This window comes from Streptomyces hazeniae (genome assembly GCF_031845485.1).
GTDB lineage: Bacteria > Actinomycetota > Actinomycetes > Streptomycetales > Streptomycetaceae > Streptomyces > Streptomyces hazeniae.
This window is the reverse complement of record NZ_JAVREQ010000007.1, coordinates 1-23,842: the sequence shown is the minus strand read 5'-3', so window position 1 is coordinate 23,842 and position 23,842 is coordinate 1. Positions and strand designations below refer to the sequence as shown.

24 protein-coding genes are annotated in these 23,842 nt (G+C 72.6%); 23 read left to right on the top strand and 1 reads right to left on the bottom strand.

The features are described from left to right. Positions 1-32 precede the first annotated feature (32 nt). From mltG to nusB, 10 genes are all read left to right on the top strand, one after another. Complete coding sequence (gene mltG, locus RM572_RS09925) at positions 33-1,901, top strand: endolytic transglycosylase MltG (RefSeq protein WP_311672902.1); 1,869 nt, start codon at positions 33-35, stop codon at positions 1,899-1,901. Next, the gene (locus RM572_RS09920) at positions 1,898-2,737 is read left to right on the top strand and encodes a shikimate dehydrogenase (RefSeq protein WP_311672901.1); all 840 of its coding nucleotides are present in this window, start codon (positions 1,898-1,900) and stop codon (positions 2,735-2,737) included. Before mltG ends, RM572_RS09920 begins: the two co-directional genes overlap by 4 nt. 120 nt (positions 2,738-2,857) lie before the next feature. Further along, the gene (gene aroC, locus RM572_RS09915) at positions 2,858-4,042 is read left to right on the top strand and encodes a chorismate synthase (protein WP_311672899.1); all 1,185 of its coding nucleotides are present in this window, start codon (positions 2,858-2,860) and stop codon (positions 4,040-4,042) included. Beyond that, positions 4,039-4,554 (top strand): shikimate kinase, encoded by a 516-nt coding sequence (locus RM572_RS09910; RefSeq protein WP_311672898.1) that lies wholly within the window; start codon positions 4,039-4,041, stop codon positions 4,552-4,554. The genes aroC and RM572_RS09910 overlap by 4 nt, the downstream gene beginning before the upstream one ends. Next, positions 4,551-5,645, top strand: coding sequence for a 3-dehydroquinate synthase (gene aroB / locus RM572_RS09905; RefSeq protein ID WP_311672897.1), 1,095 nt, complete (start codon positions 4,551-4,553; stop codon positions 5,643-5,645). Before RM572_RS09910 ends, aroB begins: the two co-directional genes overlap by 4 nt. Further along, the gene (gene aroQ / locus RM572_RS09900) at positions 5,642-6,088 is read left to right on the top strand and encodes a type II 3-dehydroquinate dehydratase (protein WP_311672896.1); all 447 of its coding nucleotides are present in this window, start codon (positions 5,642-5,644) and stop codon (positions 6,086-6,088) included. The genes aroB and aroQ overlap by 4 nt, the downstream gene beginning before the upstream one ends. A gap of 138 nt (positions 6,089-6,226) precedes the next feature. After that, positions 6,227-7,054: an AAA family ATPase gene (locus RM572_RS09895; protein ID WP_311672895.1), complete on the top strand. Its 828-nt coding sequence runs from the start codon at positions 6,227-6,229 to the stop codon at positions 7,052-7,054. An 85-nt stretch (positions 7,055-7,139) separates the two neighbouring features. Further along, positions 7,140-8,255, top strand: a complete 1,116-nt coding sequence (locus RM572_RS09890; RefSeq protein WP_311672894.1) for a M24 family metallopeptidase — start codon at positions 7,140-7,142, stop codon at positions 8,253-8,255. A gap of 52 nt (positions 8,256-8,307) precedes the next feature. Next, complete coding sequence (efp, locus tag RM572_RS09885; RefSeq protein ID WP_027762624.1) at positions 8,308-8,874, top strand: elongation factor P; 567 nt, start codon at positions 8,308-8,310, stop codon at positions 8,872-8,874. A gap of 2 nt (positions 8,875-8,876) precedes the next feature. Next, positions 8,877-9,302: a transcription antitermination factor NusB gene (nusB, locus tag RM572_RS09880; protein ID WP_311672893.1), complete on the top strand. Its 426-nt coding sequence runs from the start codon at positions 8,877-8,879 to the stop codon at positions 9,300-9,302. Positions 9,303-9,387: 85 nt separating this feature from the next. Here nusB and bldD read toward each other — a convergent pair whose 3' ends face one another. After that, complete coding sequence (bldD, locus tag RM572_RS09875; protein ID WP_015661809.1) at positions 9,388-9,888, bottom strand: transcriptional regulator BldD; 501 nt, start codon at positions 9,886-9,888, stop codon at positions 9,388-9,390. A 210-nt stretch (positions 9,889-10,098) separates the two neighbouring features. Between bldD and pyrR the strand changes: the two genes are divergently transcribed. The 13 genes from pyrR to RM572_RS09810 all read left to right on the top strand — a co-directional run. Next, positions 10,099-10,713, top strand: coding sequence for a bifunctional pyr operon transcriptional regulator/uracil phosphoribosyltransferase PyrR (pyrR, locus tag RM572_RS09870; protein WP_311672892.1), 615 nt, complete (start codon positions 10,099-10,101; stop codon positions 10,711-10,713). A gap of 102 nt (positions 10,714-10,815) precedes the next feature. After that, complete coding sequence (locus tag RM572_RS09865; RefSeq protein WP_311672891.1) at positions 10,816-11,820, top strand: aspartate carbamoyltransferase catalytic subunit; 1,005 nt, start codon at positions 10,816-10,818, stop codon at positions 11,818-11,820. After that, positions 11,817-13,109 carry a dihydroorotase gene (locus RM572_RS09860; protein ID WP_311672890.1) on the top strand — a complete coding sequence of 431 codons (1,293 nt, stop codon included), beginning with the start codon at positions 11,817-11,819 and terminating at the stop codon, positions 13,107-13,109. Before RM572_RS09865 ends, RM572_RS09860 begins: the two co-directional genes overlap by 4 nt. Beyond that, entirely contained in the window at positions 13,106-13,705 is a 600-nt protein-coding gene (locus RM572_RS09855; protein WP_394813570.1) for a PH-like domain-containing protein, read from the top strand. The genes RM572_RS09860 and RM572_RS09855 overlap by 4 nt, the downstream gene beginning before the upstream one ends. Next, the gene (gene carA / locus RM572_RS09850) at positions 13,702-14,862 is read left to right on the top strand and encodes a glutamine-hydrolyzing carbamoyl-phosphate synthase small subunit (RefSeq protein ID WP_311672889.1); all 1,161 of its coding nucleotides are present in this window, start codon (positions 13,702-13,704) and stop codon (positions 14,860-14,862) included. Before RM572_RS09855 ends, carA begins: the two co-directional genes overlap by 4 nt. After that, on the top strand, positions 14,855-18,166 hold the full coding sequence (gene carB, locus RM572_RS09845) for a carbamoyl-phosphate synthase large subunit (protein ID WP_311672888.1): 3,312 nt from the start codon (positions 14,855-14,857) through the stop codon (positions 18,164-18,166). Before carA ends, carB begins: the two co-directional genes overlap by 8 nt. A gap of 8 nt (positions 18,167-18,174) precedes the next feature. Further along, positions 18,175-19,293: a quinone-dependent dihydroorotate dehydrogenase gene (locus RM572_RS09840; RefSeq protein WP_311672887.1), complete on the top strand. Its 1,119-nt coding sequence runs from the start codon at positions 18,175-18,177 to the stop codon at positions 19,291-19,293. Continuing rightward, positions 19,290-20,147 carry an orotidine-5'-phosphate decarboxylase gene (gene pyrF / locus RM572_RS09835; protein WP_311672886.1) on the top strand — a complete coding sequence of 286 codons (858 nt, stop codon included), beginning with the start codon at positions 19,290-19,292 and terminating at the stop codon, positions 20,145-20,147. Before RM572_RS09840 ends, pyrF begins: the two co-directional genes overlap by 4 nt. 242 nt (positions 20,148-20,389) lie before the next feature. Then, positions 20,390-20,707: an integration host factor gene (locus RM572_RS09830; RefSeq protein ID WP_027762615.1), complete on the top strand. Its 318-nt coding sequence runs from the start codon at positions 20,390-20,392 to the stop codon at positions 20,705-20,707. A 45-nt stretch (positions 20,708-20,752) separates the two neighbouring features. Beyond that, positions 20,753-21,310, top strand: a complete 558-nt coding sequence (gmk, locus tag RM572_RS09825; RefSeq protein WP_136185043.1) for a guanylate kinase — start codon at positions 20,753-20,755, stop codon at positions 21,308-21,310. An 80-nt stretch (positions 21,311-21,390) separates the two neighbouring features. Beyond that, positions 21,391-21,666, top strand: a complete 276-nt coding sequence (gene rpoZ / locus RM572_RS09820; RefSeq protein WP_136185044.1) for a DNA-directed RNA polymerase subunit omega — start codon at positions 21,391-21,393, stop codon at positions 21,664-21,666. A 117-nt stretch (positions 21,667-21,783) separates the two neighbouring features. Next, entirely contained in the window at positions 21,784-22,998 is a 1,215-nt protein-coding gene (gene coaBC / locus RM572_RS09815; RefSeq protein WP_311672885.1) for a bifunctional phosphopantothenoylcysteine decarboxylase/phosphopantothenate--cysteine ligase CoaBC, read from the top strand. Between the two features lie 147 nt (positions 22,999-23,145). Further along, a partial coding sequence (locus RM572_RS09810; protein ID WP_311672884.1) for an S-adenosylmethionine synthetase N-terminal domain-containing protein occupies positions 23,146-23,842 on the top strand: 697 nt, incomplete at its 3' end.

The window sequence follows — 23,842 nt, the reverse complement described above, 5'->3', positions numbered from 1 at the left end:
CACCGCAGCCGCTTCGCGGCGCAAGGGGATCGATGACTGACTATGGCCGGGGCCCCGGCTCCGAACCGTGGCACCCCGAAGACCCCCTCTACGGGGACCAGGGATGGCACGGTGGGCAGCAGGCCGGCCCTTCCGGCGGCTGGGATCAGCAGGCCGACCCGTACGCGGACCCCTACGCCACCGGGCAGTACGGCCAGGGCGGCTACCCGGGCGATCCCTACGCCGCCGGGGGCCACCCGGCCGGCGGTTACCCGGACGCGCCGTACCCCGACCCCGGGTTCCCCGGGCCGCACTACGGCGGTCACCCGGGCGGCGGACCGCAGGCGCACGCGCAGCCCGGTTACGGCGGCCAGGGCGGGCCCGGACACCAGCAGCCCGGCCCGCACGACACCGGCTGGCAGCAGCCGGTGTCGCCGGCCGACCCCTACCAGCAGGGCGGACAGCCCTACACCGCGCCCGGCGGCCACCCCGGGCACGGCGCCTGGGACACCGGTTCTCCGCACGGCCCGCGCGCAGGTCGGCCCGGTGACCCGCACGACCTGGGCGCCACCGACCCGTACGGCATGCAGGCCGTCTCCCCGGAGTCCGGCCCCGGCGGCCCCGCCGGGGCCCCCGTCGGCCGCGGCAGCGGCCTCCCACGCACCGGCCCCGATCCGGAGACCGGCTGGGACCCCGGCCCCGACCAGGGCGAAAGCGCCTTCTTCAGCGGAGACGAAGAGGACGACGACCGCTACGCAGACGACGACTCCGGCACGGGCCGGGGCGGCGGCCGCAAACGCGGCGGCACCAAACGCGGCGACACCAAGCGCGGCGACACCAAGCGCGGCGGCACCAAGCGCGGCGGCACCAAGCGCCGCAGCGGCGCCGCCTGCCTCGTGGTGATCCTGCTGCTGGGCGGGGTGCTCGGCGTCGCCGCCTGGTTCGGCTACGGCTTCTACCAGTCGCACTTCGCCGCCGCCCCCGACTACAGCGGCGACGGCACCGGCCAGGTCCAGGTGGAAATCCCGGACGGCTCCTCCGTCGCCGACATGGGCACCGCGCTCAAGGAGGCCGGGGTCGTCAAGAGCGGCCAGGCGTTCGTCGAGGCCTCCGCCGCCGACGGCGACAAGGCCCAGTCGGTGCAGCCCGGCTTCTACACACTGCGCAAGGAGATGTCCGCCGACGCGGCCATCGACATGATGCTCGACCCGGCCAGCCAGAGCAGCCTGATCGTCCCCGAAGGGCTGCGCGCCTCCCGCGTCTTCGAGATGATCGACGAACGAACCGGCTCCGAGAAGGGCACCACCGAGAAGGCGGCCGAATCCGGCGAACTGGGTTTGCCCGAGTGGGCCGACGGGCGCGTCGAGGGCTTCCTCTACCCCTCCCGGTACAGCGTGACCGAGGACTCCGATCCCGCCGACGTCCTGCGCAAGATGGTCGCGCGCGCCGACGCCCACTACGAGAAGGCCGATCTGAAGGGCCAGGCGGACACCCTCGGGCTGGACTCCCCGCTGGACGTCCTCACCGTCGCGAGCCTGGTGCAGGCGGAGGGCAAGTACCAGCGCGACTTCGTGAAGGTGTCCCGCGTCGTCTACAACCGCCTGAAGCCCGACAACACCGAGACCAACGGCTACCTGCAGTTCGACTCGACGTACAACTTCGCCAAGAACCAGTCCACGCTGCACGTGCCGTCGCCGAGCACCATGGCGAAGTTCGACCACCCGTACAACACGTACGCCAAGAAGGGCCTGCCGCCCGGCCCCATCAACAGCCCCGGCCAGGAGGCGATCGACGCCGCGCTCGACCCGGCCGAGGGCGACTGGTTCTACTTCGTCTCGATCACCGAGGACAACACCGTCTTCTCGGACACCTACGAGGAGCACCGGCGCAACGTCCGGAAGTACGAGGAGGCCCAGCAGTGACGGTGCGGCGGGCGGCCGTGCTCGGCACGCCGATCGGGCACTCCCTCTCGCCCGAGCTGCACCGGGCCGCCTACGCCGCCCTCGGGCTCACCGACTGGACCTACGACCGGTTCGAGGTGGGCGAGGAGGACCTGCGATCCTTCCTCGCCGGCCTCGGCGAGGAGTGGGCCGGCCTGTCGCTGACCATGCCGCTGAAGCGGGCGGTGATCCCTCTGCTCGACGAGGTCAGCGCCACCGCAGCATCGGTGGAGGCCGTCAACACGGTGGTCTTCCGGGCCGACGGCCGCCGCGTCGGCGACAACACCGACATCCCCGGCATGGTCGCCGCCCTGCGGGAACGCGGCGTCGGCCGGATCGAACGGGCCACCGTGCTCGGCGCGGGTGCCACGGCCTCCTCCGCACTCGCCGCGCTGTCCCGTGTGTGCACCGGGCCCGTGGCGGCCTACGTGCGCAGCGACGCCCGCGCGGAGGAGATGCGCGGCTGGGGCGAACGCCTCGGCGTCGACGTGCGGCCCCGGCCCTGGCGCGACGCGGCCGAGGGGCTGGACGCACCGCTGGTCGTCGCCACCACCCCGGCCGGCGCCGCCGACCACCTGGCGGCCTCGGTGACCGAGCACCCCGGGGCCCTCTTCGACGTGCTCTACGCCCCCTGGCCCACCCCGCTCGCCGCGGCCTGGGACAAGGCCGGCGGCACCGTCGTCGGCGGACTCGACCTCCTCGTGCACCAGGCGGTGCTGCAGGTCGAGCAGATGACCGGTCGCGCTCCCGCGCCGCTCGCCGCGATGCGTGCGGCGGGCGGGGCCGCCCTCGCCCGGCGCGGGGCGCCAGGGAGCTGACACGCCCGTCGTCCGGCACCCGGACCGGCACTCGCCGGACGGGCGGGGCGTGGGAGGATCAAGGCGAGGACGACGTGAGCGCCCGGACACGGCTCCGGGGCGCGAGACGGAGGAGCACCGTTGAGCAGGTTGCGCTGGCTGACGGCCGGGGAGTCGCACGGACCCGCACTGGTGGCGACGCTGGAGGGTCTGCCCTCCGGCGTGCCCGTGACCACGGACATGGTCGCGGACGCCTTGGCGCGCCGCCGCCTCGGGTACGGACGAGGCGCCCGGATGAAGTTCGAGCGCGACGAGGTCACCTTCCTCGGCGGCGTCCGGCACGGCCGCACCCTGGGCTCCCCGGTCGCGATCATGGTCGGCAACACCGAGTGGCCCAAGTGGGAGAAGGTGATGGCCGCCGACCCGGTCGACGCCGAGGAACTCGCCGCACTCGCCCGCAACGCCCCGCTGACCCGGCCCCGCCCCGGCCACGCCGACCTGGCCGGCATGCAGAAGTACGGCTTCGACGAGGCACGGCCCGTACTCGAGCGGGCCAGCGCCCGGGAGACCGCCGCACGCGTCGCACTCGGCACCGTCGCCCGCTCCTACCTGAAGGAGACCGCCGGCATCGAACTGGTCTCCCACGTGGTCGAACTCGGCGCCGCCCGGGCCCCGTACGGCGTGGTCCCCGTGCCCTCGGACGTGGAACGGCTCGACGCCGACCCCGTGCGCTGCCTCGACACCGCGGCGAGCGAGGCGATGGTCGGCGAGATCGACCAGGCGCACAAGGACGGCGACACCCTCGGCGGCGTCGTCGAAATCCTCGCCTACGGCGTGCCCGTGGGCCTCGGTTCGCACGTGCACTGGGACCGGCGCCTGGACGCCCGGCTGGCCGGCGCGCTGATGGGCATCCAGGCCATCAAGGGCGTCGAACTCGGCGACGGCTTCGACCTCGCCCGCGTCCCCGGCTCCCAGGCGCACGACGAGATCACCCGCACCGACCAGGGCATCCGCCGCACCTCCGGCCGCTCCGGCGGCACCGAGGGAGGCCTGTCCACCGGCGAACTGCTGCGCGTGCGCGCGGCGATGAAGCCCATCGCGACCGTGCCCCGCGCCCTGGCGACCGTGGACGTCACCACCGGCGAGCCCGCCGTCGCCCACCACCAGCGTTCCGACGTGTGCGCCGTGCCCGCCGCGGGCATCGTCGCCGAGGCCATGACCGCCCTGGTCCTCGCCGACGCGGTGGCGGAGAAGTTCGGCGGCGACAGCGTCGCCGAGACCCGCCGCAACGTCACCGGCTACCTCGACAACCTGGAGATCCGGTGACCGGGCCCGTCGTCGTCCTCGTCGGCCCGCCCGGCGCCGGCAAGTCCACCGTCGCCGCCGTCCTCGCCGCACGCCTCCAGGTCGCCCTCCGCGACACCGACGACGACGTCGTACGGCAGGCCGGCAAGGAGATCCCCGAGATCTTCTTCGACGACGGCGAACCGCACTTCCGCGCCCTCGAACGCGCCGCCGTCGCCGCCGCCCTGGCCGAACACGACGGCGTGCTCTCGCTCGGCGGCGGCGCGGTCCTCGCCGAGGAGACCCGCGCGCTGCTCGCCGGGCTGCCCGTCGTCTTCCTCGACATGTCCCTCGCCTCGGCGGTGCGCCGGGTCGGCCTCGACGCGCCCCGCCCGCTGCTCACCGTCAACCCGCGCAAGCAGTGGCGCGAGCTGATGGAGAAGCGCCGCCCCCTCTACACCGAGGTCGCCCGCGCCGTCGTCGGCACGGACGAACGCACCCCCGAAGAGGTCGCGCAGGCCGTCCTCGACGCATTGGAGCTCAAGCAGGCATGAACACCGACGACACGCAGCGGATCACCGTCGGCGGCAGTGCGGGGACCGAGCCCTACGACGTGCTCATCGGCCGGCAGCTGCTCGGCGAACTCCCGAAGCTGATCGGGGAGAAGGCGAAGAGGGTCGCCGTCATCCACCCCGAAGCGCTCGCCGAGACCGGCGAGGTGCTCCGGCAGGACCTCGCCGACCAGGGCTACGAAGCGGTCGCCGTCCAGGTGCCGAACGCGGAGGAGGCCAAGACCGCCGAGGTCGCCGCCTACTGCTGGAAGGCCCTGGGGCAGACCGGCTTCACCCGCACCGACGTCATCGTCGGCGTCGGCGGCGGCGCCACCACCGACCTGGCGGGCTTCGTCGCCGCCAGCTGGCTGCGCGGCGTGCGCTGGATCGCCGTGCCCACCACCGTGCTCGGCATGGTCGACGCCGCCGTCGGCGGGAAGACCGGCATCAACACCGCCGAGGGCAAGAACCTCGTCGGCGCCTTCCACCCGCCCGCCGGCGTGCTGTGCGACCTCGCCGCCCTGGAGTCCCTGCCCGTCCACGACTACGTCAGCGGACTCGCCGAGATCATCAAGGCCGGCTTCATCGCCGACCCGGTCATCCTCGACCTCATCGAGAAGGACCCGGAGGCCGCCCGCACGCCTGCCGGGCCGCACACCACGGAACTGCTGCGCCGCTCCATCCAGGTCAAGGCCGACGTCGTCTCCGGCGACCTCAAGGAGTCCGGCCGCCGCGAGATCCTCAACTACGGCCACACCCTCGCGCACGCCATCGAGAAGAACGAGCGCTACGAGTGGCGGCACGGCGCCGCCGTCGCCGTCGGCATGGTCTTCGCCGCCGAACTCGGCCGGATCGCGGGGCGGCTGGACGACGCCACCGCCGACCGGCACCGCGCGGTCCTCACCTCCGTCGGACTGCCCGTCACCTACCGCGGCGACCAGTGGCCCCGGCTGCTGGAGACCATGAGGGTCGACAAGAAGTCCCGCGGCGACCTGCTGCGCTTCATCGTCCTGGAGGGTCTCGCGCGGCCCGCGGTGCTCGAAGGCCCCGATCCGGCGATGCTGCTCGCCGCGCACGCGGAGATCGCCGCATGAGCCCGGCGCGCGAGGTGCTCGTCCTCAACGGGCCGAACCTCGGCCGCCTCGGCTCCCGTGAACCCGACGTCTACGGCACCACCTCCTACGCCGGGCTGGTGCGCCGCTGCACCGAACTGGGCGGGGAACTGGGCCTGGCGGTGGAGGTGCGGGAGACCAACGACGAGGGGGAGATGATCCGCTGGCTGCACGAGGCCGCGGACCGCGCCACGCCCGTGGCGCTCAACCCCGGGGCGTTCACCCACTACTCCTACGGTGTGCGGGACGCCGCCGCACAGCGCACCGCACCGCTGGTCGAGGTGCACCTCTCGAACCCGCACGCCCGGGAGGAGTTCCGGCACACCTCGGTCGTGGCGGCCGTGGCCGACGGCACGGTCGCCGGCTTCGGCATCGGCTCCTACGAACTCGCGTTGCGCGCCCTCGCGGACCTGCTCCGCGACTGACCGCGCCGCACGTGACCCCGGCCGCGCGGCGGCCGCAAGGACGCCCGCCCACACCCGCGGGCGACGGGGGAGGGTACCGTTCGGTATCCGACAATCAAACACCTGTGACAATCACAGAGATGACGGACAGGGGAGCGGATGCAGCAGTACGGGACGCAGCAGCCGTTTCCACCGTCCGGGACGCCCACGCCGGGTCACCCGCACGGCGGACAGGTGCCGCACCCCGGCCACCCGCCCGTGCCGCCGCCACCCCAGCCCGGCTGGTCCGGCGCACCGGCGCAGCCCCCGCCGCCGCCCGCCCCCGCCCCACCCGCCGCCGACGGCGCCACCGGCCATGTACGCCTGCCCTCCGGCGACCCCGTCCCGCTGCCGCCTCCCGGCCGTGACCCCGCTGCACTGGACGCCGCCCGCGCGGCGGTCGCCGTGCTGCTCATCGGACCCGCCGGCGCGGGCAAGACCACCGTGGCGCGCCACTGGGCCGACAGCCGGCCCGTCCCGACCGCGCACATCAGCCTCGACGACGTCCGCGAATGGGTCCGGTCCGGGTTCGCCGACCCCCAGTCCGGCTGGAACGACCACTCCGAGGCGCAGTACCGGCTCGCCCGCCGCACCTGCGGATTCGCCGCCCGCAACTTCCTGGCCAACGGCATCTCCTGCATCCTCGACGACGCCGTCTTCCCCGACCGGCCGGTCGTCGGCCTCGGCGGCTGGAAGCGCCACGTCGGGCCCGGGCTCATTCCGGTCGTGGTCCTTCCCGGCCTGGACGTCGTGCTGGAACGCAACGCCGAACGCACCGGCAACCGGCGGCTCAGCGACGAGGAGGTCGCCCACATCCACGGCCGCATGGCCGGCTGGTACGGCTCCGGACTGCCCATCATCGACAACTCACGGCAGGACGTCGCCACCACCGCGCGGATGCTGGACGACGTGGTCGCCCGCAGCCTGGCAAGCCCGCCCTCCTGGTAGCCGCGCGCTCCGGGGCCTCAGCGTCCGTCGCCCGCACGGCCCCTCCCGGACGGCCCCGCGCCGCCCTGAACCGTAGGCTCGCGGTATGTCCGACGTGCACCTGCTCCGGCGCTCCCGACTGCGGGAGCGCTGCGCGGCGCACGGCGGCGCGGCGTGCGCGGTCCTCATCACCCGCGTGGCCAACGTCCGCTACCTGACCGGCAGCGCCGTCCCGGGCGCCGTGCTGCTCCTCGCCCCCGGCGGGCGCGACACGCTCGTCGTCCCCGCCGACCTCGCTCCCGCCGGTCAGCCCGCCTCCGGGGAGCGCAGCCTCCAGGTACGCGCCCCGGCCGCCGCCGACGAGGACGGCGCGGTCACCGCCGCCGCCCTCGCGGCCCGGGCCGGAGCGGACTCGCTGGCCGTCGAGGAGCACGACCTGACGGTGGCCCGCCACCGTGCTCTGGCCACCGCCGCCCCCGGCCTCGGCCTGACCGCGCTGACCAGCACCGTCGAACAGCAGCGGCTGGTGAAGGACGAGGAGGAGATCGCCGCGCTCCGGATCGCCGCGGAGATCACCGACCACGCTCTCGGCGAACTGCTCGAGTCCATTCTCGTCGGCCGTACCGAACGCCACCTCGCCCTGGAACTCGAACGCCGGCTCATCGACCACGGCGCCGAGGGCCCGGCCTTCCCCACCTCCGTGGCCACGGGCGGCCACGCCGGTCTCGCCGGCCACCTGCCCACCGACCGGCGCGTCGAGGAGGGCGACTTCCTGTCGGTGTGCCTCGGCGCCCGCTACCGCGGCTACCGCTGCCGGATCGGGCGCACCTTCGTCATCGGGACGGCACCCTCCGACTGGCAGATCGAGCTGTACGAGCTGGTCTTCGCCGCTCAGCGCGCCGGGCGGGAGGCGCTGCTGCCCGGCACACCCTGCCGCGAGGTCGACCGCGTCACCCGCCAGGTCCTCGACGCCGGCGGATACGGCGACGCCCTCGGCCCCGCCACCGGCCACGGGGTGGGACTGGAAATCGGAGAGGACCCTCGGCTGGCCCCCGCCGTCATGAGTAAACTGGACGATCGTGTGCCGGTCACCGTCGAACCGGGAGTCCACCTCCCGGGACGGGGCGGAGTCCGGCTCGACGACACACTCGTCGTCCGCCCGCAGGCGGACGGCGGGCCCGAGTTGCTCACGATCACGACCAAGGAGCTGCTGGCCCTGTAGTGCTGGGCCCGCGCTCGCGCACCCGCAGCAGTCTGTAGGAGATTCCGCCACCGTGGCCACCACGAACGACCTCAAGAACGGCATGGTGCTCAAGCTCGAAGGCGACCAGCTCTGGTCCGTCGTCGAGTTCCAGCACGTCAAGCCCGGCAAGGGCCCCGCTTTCGTCCGCACCAAGCTGAAGAACGTGCTCTCCGGCAAGACCGTCGACAAGACGTTCAACGCCGGCACGAAGGTCGAGACGGCCACCGTGGACCGCCGCGGCATGCAGTTCTCGTACATGGACGGCGAGTACTTCGTCTTCATGGACATGGACACCTTCGACCAGATCCACATCACCCGCGAGGTCGTCGGCACCGCCGCGAACTACCTCATCGAGGGCTTCGAGGCCACCGTGGCGATGTACCAGGGCAACCCGCTCTTCGTGGAGCTGCCCGCCGCCGTCGAGCTGGTCATCGAGCACACCGAGCCCGGTGTGCAGGGCGACCGCTCCACCGGCGGCTCCAAGCCCGCCCGCCTGGAGACCGGTTACGAGGTCGGCGTGCCCCTGTTCATCACCACGGGTGAGAAGATCAAGGTCGACACCCGCACCGGCGACTACCTCGGCCGGGTGAACAGCTAACCGTGGCAGCCCGCAACAAGGCGCGGAAACGCGCCTTCCAGATCCTCTTCGAGGCCGACCAGCGCGGCAGCGCCGTGACGGACGTCCTCGCCGACTGGATCCGGCATGCGCGGTCCGACCCCCGGCAGCCGCCGGTCGGCGAATACACCATGGAGCTGGTCGAGGGATACGCCGAGCACGCGGAGCGCATCGACGAGCTCCTGTCGACCTACTCGGTGGGCTGGACCCTGGACCGCATGCCGGACGTGGACCGCAGCATCCTGCGGCTCGGCGCGTACGAGCTGCTGTGGTCGCAGGAGACGCCCGACGCGGTCGTGCTGGACGAGGCCGTGCAGCTCGCGAAGGAGTTCTCCACCGACGACTCGCCGTCGTTCGTCAACGGGCTCCTCGGCCGGCTGAAGGACCTCGGCCCGAGCCTGCGCCGCTGACGGGAGCACGGAGGCCGTCACACGCCGCACCGGATACGCGTGGGGCCCGGGAAGCCACCGGCTTCCCGGGCCCCACGGTGTCTGCTCAGGCCTCCTCGTGCGAGACCGCGCGCCGCGCGTCCGCATCCAGCACGCCCCAGCTGATCAGCTGCTCGGTCAGCACCGAGGGGGACTGGTCGTAGATCACCGCGAGAGTGCGCAGGTCGTCCTGCCGGATCGACAGGACCTTGCCGTTGTAGTCACCGCGCTGGCTCTGGATGGTGGCCGCGTACCGCTGCAGCGGGCCGGCCTTCTCCGCCGGCACGTGGGCCAGCCGCTCCAGGTCGAGCACCAGCTTCGGCGGCGGTTCTGCGGCCCCGCCCGGTGTGGTGCCCGGAAGCAGCTCCTGCACCGGGACGCCGTAGAAGTCCGCCAGCTCGGCGAGACGCTGCACGGTCACGGCGCGGTCGCCGCGCTCGTACGAGCCGACCACGACGGCCTTCCAACGCCCCTGGGACTTCTCCTCGACACCATGGAGCGAGAGGCCTTGCTGAGTGCGGATGGCCCGGAGCTTGGCTCCGAGCTGTTTGGCGTATTCGCTGGACATAGGGCTCCCCGGACGAAGTCTTGGTAACTCACTGTGAGATTACGCAGCGTAATGTGCGCCGTCAAGCCGAACGGAGCCCGCTGCGTCCGATCAGGTCGAATACCCGCCCCCGACAGGACAGCGCCGGCAGGACTGCTACTCTGGGCGGCGCACAACCTCAGACGTCCTTTAAGAACCGTCCCGTGAGGCGGAGAAGGAGGTCCTTTTCGCATGGACACCACCACCGGTCCGACGCCGGCGGGCGACGACGGCCCCGACGAACGCCCCCCAGCGCCGCGCCCCGTCCTCGAGGCGCCGGACATCGCGCGGGTCCTCACCCGCATCGCGCACGAGATCGTCGAACGCGCCAAGGGCGCCGAGGACGTCGTGCTGCTCGGCATCCCCACCCGCGGCGTCTTCCTCGCCCGCAGGCTGGCCGCCAAGCTCGAGGAGATCACCGGCCGCACCGTGCCCGTCGGCTCCCTCGACATCACCATGTACCGCGACGACCTGCGGATGCGGCCCGCGCGTGCCCTCGCGCGCACCGAGATCCCCGCGGACGGCGTCGACGGACGTCTCGTCGTCCTGGTCGACGACGTGCTCTTCTCCGGCCGCACCATCCGCGCCGCGCTCGACGCCCTCGGCGACATCGGACGGCCGCGCGCCGTGCAGCTCGCCGTGCTCGTGGACCGCGGCCACCGCGAGCTGCCGATCCGCGCCGACTACGTGGGCAAGAACCTCCCCACCTCGTTGCGGGAGACCGTCAGAGTCCAGCTCACCGAGGAGGACGGCCGCGACGGCGTGCTCCTGGGCACCCGCGCGCCCGCCCCGGCCCGCGAGCGCTAGCACCCCGCCGGACGTCTCCCGCGGACGGCGCGCGGCCCACCCCCGCCCCGCGCTGCCCGCAACCGCTCCGCCCGGCACCTCCTCACCCAGACAAGGCAACCGATGAAGCGTCATCTCATCTCGGCCGCCGACCTCACCCGCGACGACGCCGTACTGATCCTCGACACCGCCGAGGAACTCGCCCGCGTCGCGGACCGGCCGGTCAAGAAGCTCCCCACGCTGCGCGGCCGCACCGTGGTCAACCTCTTCTTCGAGGACTCCACCCGCACCCGGATCTCCTTCGAGGCCGCGGCCAAGCGGCTGTCCGCCGACGTCATCAACTTCTCCGCCAAGGGCTCCTCGGTCTCCAAGGGCGAATCCCTCAAGGACACCGCGCTCACCCTGGAGGCCATGGGCGCCGACGCCGTCGTCATCCGCCACCACGACTCCGGCGCCCCGCACCGCCTCGCCACCTCCGGATGGATCGGCGGCAGCGTCGTCAACGCCGGCGACGGCACCCACGAGCACCCCACGCAGGCGCTGCTCGACGCCTTCACCATGCGCCGCCGCCTGACCGAGGGCGAGGGCACCGGACGCGACCTGGCCGGACGCCACATCACCGTCGTCGGCGACATCCTGCACAGCCGCGTCGCCCGCTCCAACGTCCACCTGCTCAGCACGCTCGGCGCACACGTCACCCTCGTCGCGCCGCCCACGCTGGTCCCGGTCGGCGTCGAGCACTGGCCCTGCGAGGTCAGCTACGACCTGGACGCCGTCCTGGACAAGACCGACGCCGTGATGATGCTGCGCGTCCAGCGCGAACGGATGAACGCCGCCTTCTTCCCCACCGAGCGCGAGTACGCCCGCCGCTACGGCCTCGACGGGCAGCGCATGGCCCGGATGCCGGCGCACGCCCTGGTGATGCACCCCGGCCCGATGAACCGCGGCATGGAGATCACCGCCGAGGTCGCCGACTCCCCGCGCTGCACCGCCGTCGAGCAGGTCACCAACGGCGTCAGCATCCGGATGGCCGTCCTCTACCTGCTGCTCGGCGGCAGCGAGCCCGCCGTCGCCACCCAGCCCAGCACGACACCGCCAGCACCCACCGCCGAGGAGAACGAACGATGAGCAAGACCCTGATCCGCGGCGCCCGCGTGCTCGGCGGCGAGCCGGCCGACGTACTGATCGAGAACGGCAGGATCGCCGCCACCGGCACCGGCACCGGCCTGGACGGCACCGGCGCCCGGGTGATCGACGGCGACGGGCAGATCCTGCTCCCCGGCCTCGTCGACCTGCACACCCACCTGCGCGAACCCGGCCGGGAGGACTCCGAGACCGTGCTCACCGGCACCCGGGCGGCGGCCATGGGCGGCTTCACCGCCGTGCACGCCATGGCCAACACCTTCCCCGTCGCCGACACCGCCGGCGTGGTCGAGCAGGTGTGGCGCCTCGGCCGCGAGTCGGGCTACTGCGACGTGCAGCCCGTCGGCGCCGTCACGGTGGGCCTGGAGGGCAAGCAACTGGCCGAACTGGGCGCCATGCACGACTCCGCCGCCGGGGTCCGCGTCTTCTCCGACGACGGCAAGTGCGTCGACGACGCCGTGATCATGCGCCGGGCACTGGAGTACGTGAAGGCGTTCGACGGCGTCGTCGCCCAGCACGCCCAGGAGCCGCGGCTCACCGAGGGCGCCCAGATGAACGAGGGCGTCGTCTCCGCCGAACTCGGCCTCGGCGGCTGGCCGGCCGTCGCCGAGGAGTCGATCATCGCGCGGGACGTGCTGCTGGCCGCCCACGTCGGCTCACGGGTGCACATCTGCCACCTCTCCACCGCGGGCTCGGTGGAGATCGTGCGCTGGGCCAAGTCCAAGGGCTGGGACGTCACCGCCGAGGTCACCCCGCACCACCTGCTGCTCACCGACGAGCTGGTCCGCTCCTACGACCCGGTCTACAAGGTCAACCCGCCGCTGCGCACCGAGGCCGATGTCCGCGCACTGCGCGAGGCCCTCGCCGACGGCACCATCGACTGCGTGGCGACCGACCACGCCCCGCACCCGCACGAGGACAAGGACTGCGAGTGGGGCGCCGCCGCCATGGGCATGGTCGGCCTGGAGACCGCCCTGTCCGTGGTGCAGCACACCATGGTCGACACCGGCCTGCTGGACTGGTCCGGCGTCGCCGACCGGATGTCCTCCCGGCCCGCGGCCATCGGCCGCCTGGCCGGACAGGGCCGGCCCGTCTCACCGGGCGAGCCCGCCAACCTGACCCTCCTCGACCCGGCATACCGTGGTCAGGTGGACCCCGCGGGCTTCGCCTCGCGCAGCCGCAACACGCCCTACCAGGGCCGTGAGCTGCCCGGACGCGTCACCCACACCTTCCTGCGGGGAACGCCGACGGTCGTCGACGGAAAGCTGCAGTGAGCCCCTTGAACCACCCCAACGTCCTCACCCACCTGAACCACCTGGCCGGCCTCGCCGCGGCGGAGCCGAAGTCCCAGGAGGTGACGAACTGGCCCGCGCGCATCGGCTGGACCGTCGGGCTGCTGCTGTTCGTCGCCCTGCTGTACTGGCTGATGCGGCAGGGCTGGAAGTGGCGCGGCACCCTCCAGGGCGACCTGCCGCCGCTCCCCGCCGCCCCCGCCGACCCCGGCGCGGAGCGCCTGGCGCTCACCGGCCGCTACCACGGCTCGACCACCGCCGGGCAGTGGCTGGACCGCATCGTCGCCCACGGCCTCGGCGTCCGCAGCCGGGCCGAGGTGACCCTCACCGACCGGGGGCTCGACGTCCGCAGGCCCGGCGCCGAGGACTTCTTCGTCCCCGCCGGGCGGCTGCGCGGCGCACGGCTCGACAAGGGCATCGCCGGCAAGGTCCTCACCGAGGGCGGCCTGCTGGTGATCACCTGGGAGCACGGCGACCGCCGCATCGACTCCGGCTTCCGCTCCGACCGCGCCGCCGACCACCCCGCCTGGGTGGACGCGGTGAACGCCCTGACCGACGCCCAGGAGAGTGCACGATGACGACCCCCGCCCAGCGCACCCGGACCGACGGCGCGATGCTCGTCCTGGAGGACGGCCGCGTCTTCCGCGGACGCTCCTACGGCGCGGTGGGGGAGACCTTCGGCGAGGCCGTCTTCAACACCGGCATGACCGGCTACCAGGAGACCCTCACCGACCCCTCCTACCACCGCCAGGTGGTCGTCATGACCGCCCCGCACGTCGGCAACACCGGCGTCAACGACGAGGACCCCGAGTCCGGCCGCATCTGGGTCGCCGGCTACGTGGTCCGCGACCCCGCCCGGGTGCCCTCCAACTGGCGCTCGGTACGCAGCCTCGACGAGGAGCTGACCGCCCAGGGCGTCGTGGGCATCAGCGGCGTCGACACCCGTGCGCTCACCCGTCACCTGCGCGAACGCGGCGCGATGCGCGTGGGCATCTTCTCCGGCACCGGGCTCGGCGAGGAGGCCGCGCTGCTGGAGAGGGTCCGGTCCGCTCCGCAGATGAAGGGGGCCGACCTGTGCGGCGAGGTCGCCACCGACGCGGTGTACGTCGTCCCCGCCCAGGGCACGAAACGTTTCACCGTCGCCGCCGTCGACCTCGGGATCAAGGGCATGACCCCCTACCGGATGGCCGAACGCGGCATCGAGGTCCACGTCCTCCCCGCGACGGCCACCCTGGACGAGATCTACGCCGTGGCGCCCGACGGCGTGTTCTTCTCCAACGGCCCCGGTGACCCCGCCACCGCCGAACACCCCGTCGCACTGATGCGCGGCGTGCTCGAGCGCCGGACCCCGCTCTTCGGCATCTGCTTCGGCAACCAGATCCTCGGCCGCGCCCTGGGCTTCGGCACCTTCAAGCTCAAGTACGGCCACCGAGGCATCAACCAGCCCGTCCAGGAACGCAGCGGCGGGGGCACCTGGACCGGCGGCAAGGTCGAGGTGACCGCGCACAACCACGGCTTCGCCGTCGACGCCCCGCTCGACGGACCCGCCGACACCCCGTACGGGCGGGCCGAGGTCTCCCACCGCTGCCTCAACGACGACGTCGTCGAAGGTCTGCGCCTCCTCGACCGCCCAGCCTTCAGCGTCCAGTACCACCCCGAAGCGGCCGCCGGCCCCCACGACGCCGCCTACCTCTTCGACCGCTTCGTGACCCTTATGGAGGGCCAGCGTGCCTAAGCGCACCGACATCGCCTGCGTCCTGGTCATCGGCTCCGGCCCGATCGTGATCGGCCAGGCCGCCGAGTTCGACTACTCCGGCACCCAGGCGTGCCGGGTCCTGAAGTCCGAGGGCCTGCGCGTCGTCCTGGTGAACTCCAACCCGGCGACGATCATGACCGACCCGGAGATCGCCGACGCCACCTACGTCGAGCCGATCACCCCCGAGTTCGTCGAGCGGATCATCGCCAGGGAACGGCCCGACGCGCTGCTGCCCACCCTCGGGGGGCAGACCGCGCTCAACACCGCCATCGCCCTGCACGACTCCGGGGTGCTCGCCGAGTACGGCGTCGAGCTGATCGGCGCCGAGGTCGACGCCATCCACAAGGGCGAGGACCGCGACCGCTTCAAGGAGGTCGTCGAGGCGGTCCGCGCGAAGACCGGACACGGCGAGTCCGCCCGGTCGGTCATCTGCCACACCATGGACGACGTCCTCGCCGGGGTGGAAACCCTCGGCGGCTACCCCGTCGTCGTCCGGCCGTCCTTCACCATGGGCGGCGCCGGCTCCGGCTTCGCCCACGACGAGGACGAGCTGCGCCGCATCGCCGGCCAGGGCCTGACGCTCTCCCCGACCACCGAGGTGCTCCTGGAGGAGTCCATCCTCGGCTGGAAGGAGTATGAGCTGGAGCTGATGCGCGACCGGCACGACAACGTCGTGGTGGTCTGCTCCATCGAGAACTTCGACCCGATGGGCGTGCACACCGGCGACTCCCTCACCGTCGCGCCCGCGATGACCCTGACCGACCGCGAGTACCAGATCCTGCGCGACGTCGGCATCGCCGTCATCCGCGAGGTCGGCGTGGACACCGGCGGCTGCAACATCCAGTTCGCCGTCAACCCCGAGGACGGCCGGGTCGTCGTCATCGAGATGAACCCGCGCGTCTCCCGGTCCTCCGCCCTCGCCTCCAAGGCCACCGGCTTCCCCATCGCGAAGATCGCCGCTCGGCTCGCCATCGGCTACACCCTGGACGAGATCCCCAACGACATCACGGAGAAGACCCCGGCGTCGTTCGAGCCGACCCTCGACTACGTCGTCGTCAAGGCGCCGCGCTTCGCGTTCGAGAAGTTTCCCGCCGCCGACAGCACGCTGACCACCACCATGAAGTCGGTCGGCGAGGCGATGGCCATCGGCCGCAACTTCCCCGAGGCCCTCAACAAGGCGCTGCGCTCCCTGGAGAAGACGGGCTCCCAGTTCGACTTCACCGGCGCGCCCGGCGACAAGACGGCCCTCCTCGCCGAGGCCGCACGCCCCACCGACGGCCGGATCAACACCGTCATGGACGCCATCCGGGCCGGTGCCACACAGCAGGAGGTCTTCGACGCCACGAAGATCGACCCCTGGTTCACCGACCAGCTCTTCCTCATCCACGAGATCGCCCAGGAGGTCGCCGCCGCCGAACGCCTCGACGCCGGTCTCCTCGACCACGCCAAGCGGCACGGCCTCTCCGATGCCCAGATCGCCGCCGTCCGCGGCCTGCGTGAGGACGTCGTCCGCGAGGTGCGGCACGCGCTCGGGGTCCGCCCGGTCTACAAGACCGTCGACACCTGCGCCGCCGAGTTCGCCGCCCGCACCCCGTACTTCTACTCCTCCTACGACGAGGAGACCGAGGTCGCGCCCCGCGAGAAGCCGGCCGTGATCATCCTCGGCTCCGGTCCCAACCGCATCGGACAGGGCATCGAGTTCGACTACTCCTGCGTCCACGCCTCCTTCGCCCTGCACGACGCGGGCTACGAGACCGTCATGGTCAACTGCAACCCGGAGACCGTCTCCACCGACTACGACACCTCCGACCGGCTCTACTTCGAGCCGCTCACCCTGGAGGACGTCCTGGAGATCGTGCACGCGGAACAGCAGGCCGGACCGGTCGCGGGCGTCGTCGTCCAGCTCGGTGGGCAGACCCCGCTCGGGCTCGCCCAGGCGCTGAAGGACAACGGGGTGCCCATCGTCGGCACCTCCCCGGAGGCCATCAACCTCGCCGAGGAGCGCGGAGCCTTCGGCCGCGTCCTCACCGACGCCGGCCTGCCCGCCCCCAAGTACGGCACCGCCTACTCCTTCGACGAGGCCAAGGGCATCGCCGCCGAGATCGGCTACCCGGTCATGGTGCGGCCCTCCTACGTCCTCGGCGGACGCGGTATGGAGATCGTCTACGACGAGCCCTCCCTCGCCGAGTACCTCACCCGGCACGCCGGGCTGATCTCCGAACACCCGGTGCTGGTGGACCGGTTCCTCGACGACGCCATCGAGATCGACGTGGACGCCCTCTACGACGGCCACGAGCTCTACCTCGGCGGCGTCATGGAGCACATCGAGGAGGCCGGCATCCATTCCGGCGACTCCGCCTGCGCGCTGCCGCCCATCACCCTCGGTGGCCACGACATCAAGCGCCTCCGCGCCTCCACCGAGGCGATCGCGGCCGGAGTCGGCGTCCGCGGACTGATCAACATCCAGTTCGCCATGGCCGGGGACATCCTCTACGTGCTGGAGGCCAACCCGCGCGCCTCCCGCACCGTGCCCTTCACCTCCAAGGCCACCGCCGTGCCGCTGGCCAAGGCCGCCGCCCGCATCTCGCTGGGCGCCACCGTGGCCGAGCTGCGCGCCGAGGGGATGCTGCCGGCCGAGGGCGACGGCGGCACCCTGCCGATGGACGCGCCGATCTCCGTCAAGGAGGCCGTCATGCCGTGGACCCGGTTCCGCGACGTGCACGGCCGGGGCGTGGACACCATCCTCGGCCCGGAGATGCGGTCCACCGGTGAGGTGATGGGCATCGACTCCGTCTTCGGCACCGCCTACGGCAAGTCCCAGGCCGCCGCCTACGGCGCGCTGCCCACCAAGGGCCGTGCGTTCGTCTCGGTCGCCAACCGCGACAAGCGGTCGCTGATCTTCCCCGCCCGGGAACTGGTCGCGCTCGGCTTCGAGCTGCTCGCGACCTCCGGCACGGCCGAGGTCCTGCGGCGCAACGGCATGCACGCCACCGTGGTGCGCAAGCACAGCGAGGGGGAGGGCCCGAACGGCGAGAAGACCATCGTCCAGCTCATCCACGACGGCCAGGTCGACCTCATCGTCAACACCCCCTACGGCACCGGCGGCCGCCTGGACGGCTACGACATCCGCACCGCCGCCGTCGCCCGCTCCGTGCCGTGCCTCACCACGGTCCAGGCGCTCGCCGCCGCCGTGCAGGGCATCGACGCGCTCGGCAGGGGAGAGGTCGGAGTCCGTTCCCTCCAGGAGCACGCCGGCCACCTGACCGCTGCCCGCGGCGCCTGAGGGGGGACATGTACCGGCTGCTCTTCCGCACGGTCCTGAGCCGGATGGACGCCGAGCGCGCCCATCACCTGGCCACCGCCTGGATCGCCCTCGCGGCCCGCGTCCCCGTGCTGCGCACCTTCCTCGCCGCCTACCTCGCGCCGCGCCGCCGCGCGCTGCGCACCGAGGCGCTGGGCCTGCGCATGCACGGCCCGTTCGGGCTCGCCGCGGGCTTCGACAAGAACGCGACCCTGATCGACGGCATGGCGATGCTCGGCTTCGACCACGTCGAGACCGGCACCGTGACCGCGCGGCCGCAGCCCGGGAACCCCGGGCCGCGGCTGTTCCGCCTGGTCCCGGACCGTGCGCTGGTCAACCGGATGGGATTCAACAACGACGGCTCGGCGTCCGTCGCCGCACGCCTGGCCCGCCGCGCCGCCCGCGGCCCGGCGTTCCGCACCACCGTCGGTGTCAACATCGGCAAGACCAAGGCCGTCCCCGAGGCGGAGGCCGTCGCGGACTACGTCACCTCGGCCGAGCGACTGGCGCCCTACGCCGACTACCTGGTCGTCAACGTCTCTTCGCCCAACACCCCCGGGCTCCGGAACCTGCAGGCCGCGGAGCAGCTCCGCCCGCTGCTGGCGGCCGTACGGGAGGCTGCCGACCGGACGGTGCCGGGCCGCCGGGTGCCGCTGCTGGTCAAGATCGCCCCCGACCTGGCCGACGAGGACGTCGACGCGGTCGCCGACCTCGCCCTCGACCTGGGACTGGACGGCATCATCGCCACCAACACCACCGTCGCCCGCGACGGACTCGGGCTCACCGCCGACCCGGCCGTCGTCGCCGAGACCGGCGGCCTGTCCGGCGCTCCCCTGAAGCAGCGCTCCCTGGAGGTGCTGCGCCGCCTGTACGAGCGGGTCGGCGACCGCATCGTCCTGGTCGGCGTGGGCGGCGTCGAGGACGCCGAGGACGTCTGGCGGCGCATCCTCGCCGGCGCCACCCTGGTCCAGGGGTACAGCGCGTTCGTCTACCGCGGCCCGCTGTGGTGCCGCTCGGTCCACAAGGGCCTGGCCGCCCGCCTCGCCGCCAGCCCGCACGCCACCCTCGCCGAAGCCGTCGGCGCAGACACCCGGAAGGCCACCCCATGAGTCGCGCACCCGCCCGGGAACCCTTCGGCGCCCGCCTCCGCGCCGCGATGGACGCCCGCGGCCCCCTCTGCGTCGGCATCGACCCGCACCCCTCGCTGCTCGCCTCCTGGGGCCTGGCCGACGACGTCGGCGGCCTGGAGACCTTCACCCGCACCGTGGTCGAGGCGCTGGCCGACCGCGTCGCCGTGCTCAAGCCGCAGTCCGCGTTCTTCGAACGCTTCGGCTCCCGCGGCGTCGCCGTCCTCGAACGCGCGGTGGCCGAGGCCCGCGGCGCCGGAGCGCTGGTGATCACGGACGCCAAGCGGGGCGACATCGGCTCCACCATGGCCGCCTACGCCGCCGCCTACCTGGAGAAGGGCTCCCCGCTGTTCTCCGATGCCGTCACCGTCAGCCCCTACCTCGGCCTCGGTGCGCTGCGGCCCGCCCTGGAAACGGCCCGGGACAACGGATGCGGCGTCTTCGTCCTGGCCCTCACCTCCAATCCGGAGGGCGCCGAGGTGCAGCACGCCCGCGGCGAGGACGGCCGCGCCGTCGCCGCTGCCGTGCTGGAGCAGCTCCGTGCGGAGAACGCCGGGGCGGAGCCGTTCGGCTCGTTCGGCGCGGTCGTCGGCGCCACTCTCGGCGACGTCCCGGAACGCCTCGGCGCGCCGCTCGCGATCAACGGGCCGCTGCTGGCGCCCGGGATCGGTGCGCAGGGCGCCGCCGCCGAGGACCTGCCCCGGGTCTTCGGGACCGCCGCCTCCCACGTGCTGCCCAGCGTGAGCCGTGGCGTGCTGCGGCACGGGCCCGGCGTGGAGGCCCTGCGTGCGGCCGCCGCGACACAGGCGGAGGAGCTCGCGCGCTTCCTCTCCTGAGTCATTCTGTGGTGGTATGTCCGTAAATTCCCCCAGGGGAATCAAGCTGACCAGGACTTTTCCGCAGTTATCGCTGACTGGAGCGCCCTCGGCCGCTAGTCTCCGTCGGGAGCACGTAGAAGTGGAGCCTCCCCAGGTCCGAAGGGGCAGGGGGACGCGTTGCTCGGTGCTCCGCGGGTGCGGAGCCGCAAGGCTCCACACCGATCCATATCCGACAGTTCGACATCCGAGGTGACGTAGGCGTGGCTCTTCCGCCCCTTACCCCTGAACAGCGCGCAGCCGCGCTCGAGAAGGCCGCCGCGGCTCGCCGGGAGCGCGCCGAGGTCAAGAACCGGCTGAAGCACTCCGGCGCTTCCCTCCACGAAGTCATCAAGCAGGGCCAGGAGAACGACGTCATCGGCAAGATGAAGGTCAGCGCCCTCCTGGAGAGCCTGCCCGGCGTCGGCAAGGTCCGCGCCAAGCAGATCATGGAGCGACTGGGCATCTCCGAGAGCCGCCGTGTGCGCGGTCTCGGGTCCAACCAGATCGCGGCCCTGGAGCGCGAGTTCGGCAGCGCCTGAATCCCCAGGTTTCCCGCCCCGGCGGGAAACCTGGATAATCGCTCCATGGCTCATCGTCCGCGGCTGACCGTGCTCTCCGGCCCCTCCGGGGTCGGCAAGAGCACGGTCGTCGCCCATCTGCGCAAAGAACATCCCGAGGTCTGGCTCTCGGTCTCCGCCACCACCCGTGCTCCCCGCCCCGGCGAGAAGCACGGCGTGCAGTACTTCTTCGTCGACGACGAAGAGTTCGACAAGCTCGTCGCCAACGGCGAACTGCTGGAGTGGGCCGAGTTCGCGGGCAACCGCTACGGCACGCCCCGGCGCGCCGTGCTGGACCGGCTGGAGGCCGGCGAGTCGGTGCTCCTGGAGATCGACCTTCAGGGCGCCCGGCTGGTCCGGGCCTCCATGCCCGAGGCCCGGCTGGTCTTCCTGGCCCCGCCGAGCTGGGAGGAGCTGGTGCGCAGACTCACCGGCCGCGGCACCGAGGCGCCCGAGGTGATCGAACGCCGGCTGGCCGCCGCCCGCACCGAGCTGGCGGCCGAGTCGGAGTTCGACACCACCCTGGTCAACACCTCCGTCCAGGACGTCTCCGCCGAGCTGCTAGCCTTGATGAACGACGAGTGACCTCAGCGGAGCCGGCCCGTGCCGACGGGAGAACCGCCCGCCACTCGTGAACCACCCTCGACACTCCGGAAGGTTTCAGCGTGTCCTCTTCCCTCACCACGCCCGAGGGCATCATCAACCCGCCGATCGACGAGCTGCTCGAGGCCACCGACTCGAAGTACAGCCTGGTGATCTACGCCGCCAAGCGCGCACGCCAGATCAACGCGTACTACTCGCAGCTCGGCGAGGGCCTGCTGGAGTACGTCGGCCCGCTGGTGGACACCCACGTCCACGAGAAGCCGCTCTCCATCTCGCTGCGGGAGATCAACGCGGGTCTCCTCACCTCCGAGGCCGTGGACGGCCCGGTCACCCCGTAGGCGCGGCACACAGCACGGGCCCGGCAGCGCGGCTGCCGGGCCCCTGGTGTGTCATGGAACCCTGACGCCGGGCGCCCGCGGACCGGGCCCCGGCCGGAGCACGAGTGGGGAGCGACGATGGACCGGGCCCGTACCGAGGTCGTGCTGGGAGTGAGCGGCGGCATCGCCGCCTACAAGGCGTGCGAGCTGCTGCGGCGCCTCACCGAGTCCGGGCACGCCGTCACCGTGGTGCCCACCGCCTCCGCGCTGCGCTTCGTCGGCGAGCCGACCTGGGCGGCGCTGTCCGGCCGCCCCGCCGCCACCGAGGTCTGGGAGACGGTGCACGAGGTGCCGCATGTGCGCATCGGGCAGCGCGCCGACCTCGTCGTCGTCGCGCCCGCCACCGCGGACCTGCTCGCGAAGGCCGCCCACGGCATGGCGGACGACCTGCTGACCAACACGCTGCTCACCGCCCGCTGCCCCGTCCTCTTCGCCCCGGCCATGCACACCGAGATGTGGGAGCACCCGGCCACCCGGGAGAACGTCGCCACCCTGCGCCGTCGCGGCTGCGTCGTCCTCGAACCGGCGGTCGGCCGCCTGACCGGCGCCGACACCGGCCGGGGCCGGCTGCCCGACCCGGACCAGATCTTCCAGGCCTGCCGGCACGTCCTGGCCCGCGGCGCCGCGCCCGCCGACCTGTCCGGACGGCACGTGGTGGTCAGCGCCGGCGGCACCCGCGAGCCGCTGGACCCGGTCCGCTACCTGGGCAACCGCTCCTCCGGCAAGCAGGGCTACGCCCTCGCCCGCACGGCGGCCGCGCGCGGCGCCCGGGTCACCCTGGTGGCCGCCAACACGGCGCTGCCCGACCCCGCCGGCGTGCACGTGGTCCCCGTCGGCACCGCCGTCGAACTGCGGGAACGGGTGCTCGAGGCCGCGGGCGACGCCGACGCCGTGGTGATGGCCGCCGCGGTCGCCGACTTCCGGCCCGCCGCCTACGCCACCGGGAAGATCAAGAAGCAGGAGGGCCGGGACCCCGAGCCGGTCGCCCTCGTGCGCAACCCCGACGTGCTCGCCGAAGTGGCCGGCGACCGGACCCGTCCGGGGCAGGTCGTCGTCGGGTTCGCCGCGGAGACCGACGACGTACTGGCCAACGGGCGCGCCAAGCTCGTCCGCAAGGGCTGCGACCTGCTGGTCGTCAACGAGGTGGGGGAGCGGCGCACCTTCGGCGCCGAGGAGAACGAGGCGGTGGTGCTCGGCGCCGACGGCAGCGAGACCCCGGTCCCGCACGGGCCCAAGGAGGCACTCGCCGACACGGTGTGGGACCTGGTGCGGGACCGCTTTCCGCGGTCCTGAGGTTTTCCCTGAATCATGTCGCAGTTCGAGACACCGCGATTGGATTCGGGCCGGCATGGATAAACTGGCCACGGATCGTCATCGGGCGCAGCCCCCGACGCATCCGGCCATGTTCAGCCAGCAGCCGCTGCAACCCCAGGGAGCGATGTGTCCCGCCGCCTGTTCACCTCGGAGTCCGTGACCGAGGGTCACCCCGACAAGATCGCCGACCAGATCAGCGACACCATTCTCGACGCCCTGCTCAAGGACGACCCGACCTCGCGCGTCGCCGTCGAGACGCTGATCACCACGGGCCTGGTGCACGTGGCCGGCGAGGTCACCACCAAGGCCTACGCGCCCATCGCCTCGCTGGTGCGCGGCAAGGTCCTGGAGATCGGTTACGACTCCTCGAAGAAGGGCTTCGACGGTGCGTCCTGCGGCGTGTCGGAGTCCATCGGAGCGCAGTCCCCGGACATCGCCCAGGGCGTCGACACCGCGTACGAGAAGCGCGTCGAAGGCGACGAGGACGAACTCGACAAGCAGGGCGCCGGCGACCAGGGCCTGATGTTCGGCTACGCCTGCGACGAGACGCCCGAGCTGATGCCGCTGCCCATCACTCTGGCGCACCGCCTCTCCCAGCGGCTCTCGGCCGTCCGGAAGAACGGCACCATTCCCTACCTGCGACCCGACGGAAAGACGCAGGTCACCATCGAGTACGACGGTGACAAGGCGATCCGCCTGGACACCGTCGTGGTGTCCTCGCAGCACGCGGCGGACATCGACCTCGACTCCCTCCTCGCCCCCGACATCCGCGAGTTCGTGGTGGAGCCGGAGCTGAAGCAGCTCGTCGAGGACGGCATCAAGA

What these genes read in the sequence shown, in the direction of transcription:
- RM572_RS09895 (WP_311672895.1), top strand. Translation starts at nt 6,227, where the DNA reads ATGCAGCAGTACGGGACGCAGCAGCCGTTTCCACCGTCCGGGACGCCC.
- pyrR (WP_311672892.1), top strand. Translation starts at nt 10,099, where the DNA reads ATGGACACCACCACCGGTCCGACGCCGGCGGGCGACGACGGCCCCGAC.
- RM572_RS09840 (WP_311672887.1), top strand. Translation starts at nt 18,175, where the DNA reads ATGTACCGGCTGCTCTTCCGCACGGTCCTGAGCCGGATGGACGCCGAG.
- coaBC (WP_311672885.1), top strand. Translation starts at nt 21,784, where the DNA reads ATGGACCGGGCCCGTACCGAGGTCGTGCTGGGAGTGAGCGGCGGCATC.
- mltG (WP_311672902.1), top strand. Translation starts at nt 33, where the DNA reads ATGACTGACTATGGCCGGGGCCCCGGCTCCGAACCGTGGCACCCCGAA.
- carA (WP_311672889.1), top strand. Translation starts at nt 13,702, where the DNA reads ATGACGACCCCCGCCCAGCGCACCCGGACCGACGGCGCGATGCTCGTC.
- RM572_RS09890 (WP_311672894.1), top strand. Translation starts at nt 7,140, where the DNA reads ATGTCCGACGTGCACCTGCTCCGGCGCTCCCGACTGCGGGAGCGCTGC.
- gmk (WP_136185043.1), top strand. Translation starts at nt 20,753, where the DNA reads ATGGCTCATCGTCCGCGGCTGACCGTGCTCTCCGGCCCCTCCGGGGTC.
- RM572_RS09865 (WP_311672891.1), top strand. Translation starts at nt 10,816, where the DNA reads ATGAAGCGTCATCTCATCTCGGCCGCCGACCTCACCCGCGACGACGCC.
- bldD (WP_015661809.1), bottom strand. Translation starts at nt 9,888, where the DNA reads ATGTCCAGCGAATACGCCAAACAGCTCGGAGCCAAGCTCCGGGCCATC.
- aroB (WP_311672897.1), top strand. Translation starts at nt 4,551, where the DNA reads ATGAACACCGACGACACGCAGCGGATCACCGTCGGCGGCAGTGCGGGG.
- RM572_RS09860 (WP_311672890.1), top strand. Translation starts at nt 11,817, where the DNA reads ATGAGCAAGACCCTGATCCGCGGCGCCCGCGTGCTCGGCGGCGAGCCG.
- pyrF (WP_311672886.1), top strand. Translation starts at nt 19,290, where the DNA reads ATGAGTCGCGCACCCGCCCGGGAACCCTTCGGCGCCCGCCTCCGCGCC.
- aroQ (WP_311672896.1), top strand. Translation starts at nt 5,642, where the DNA reads ATGAGCCCGGCGCGCGAGGTGCTCGTCCTCAACGGGCCGAACCTCGGC.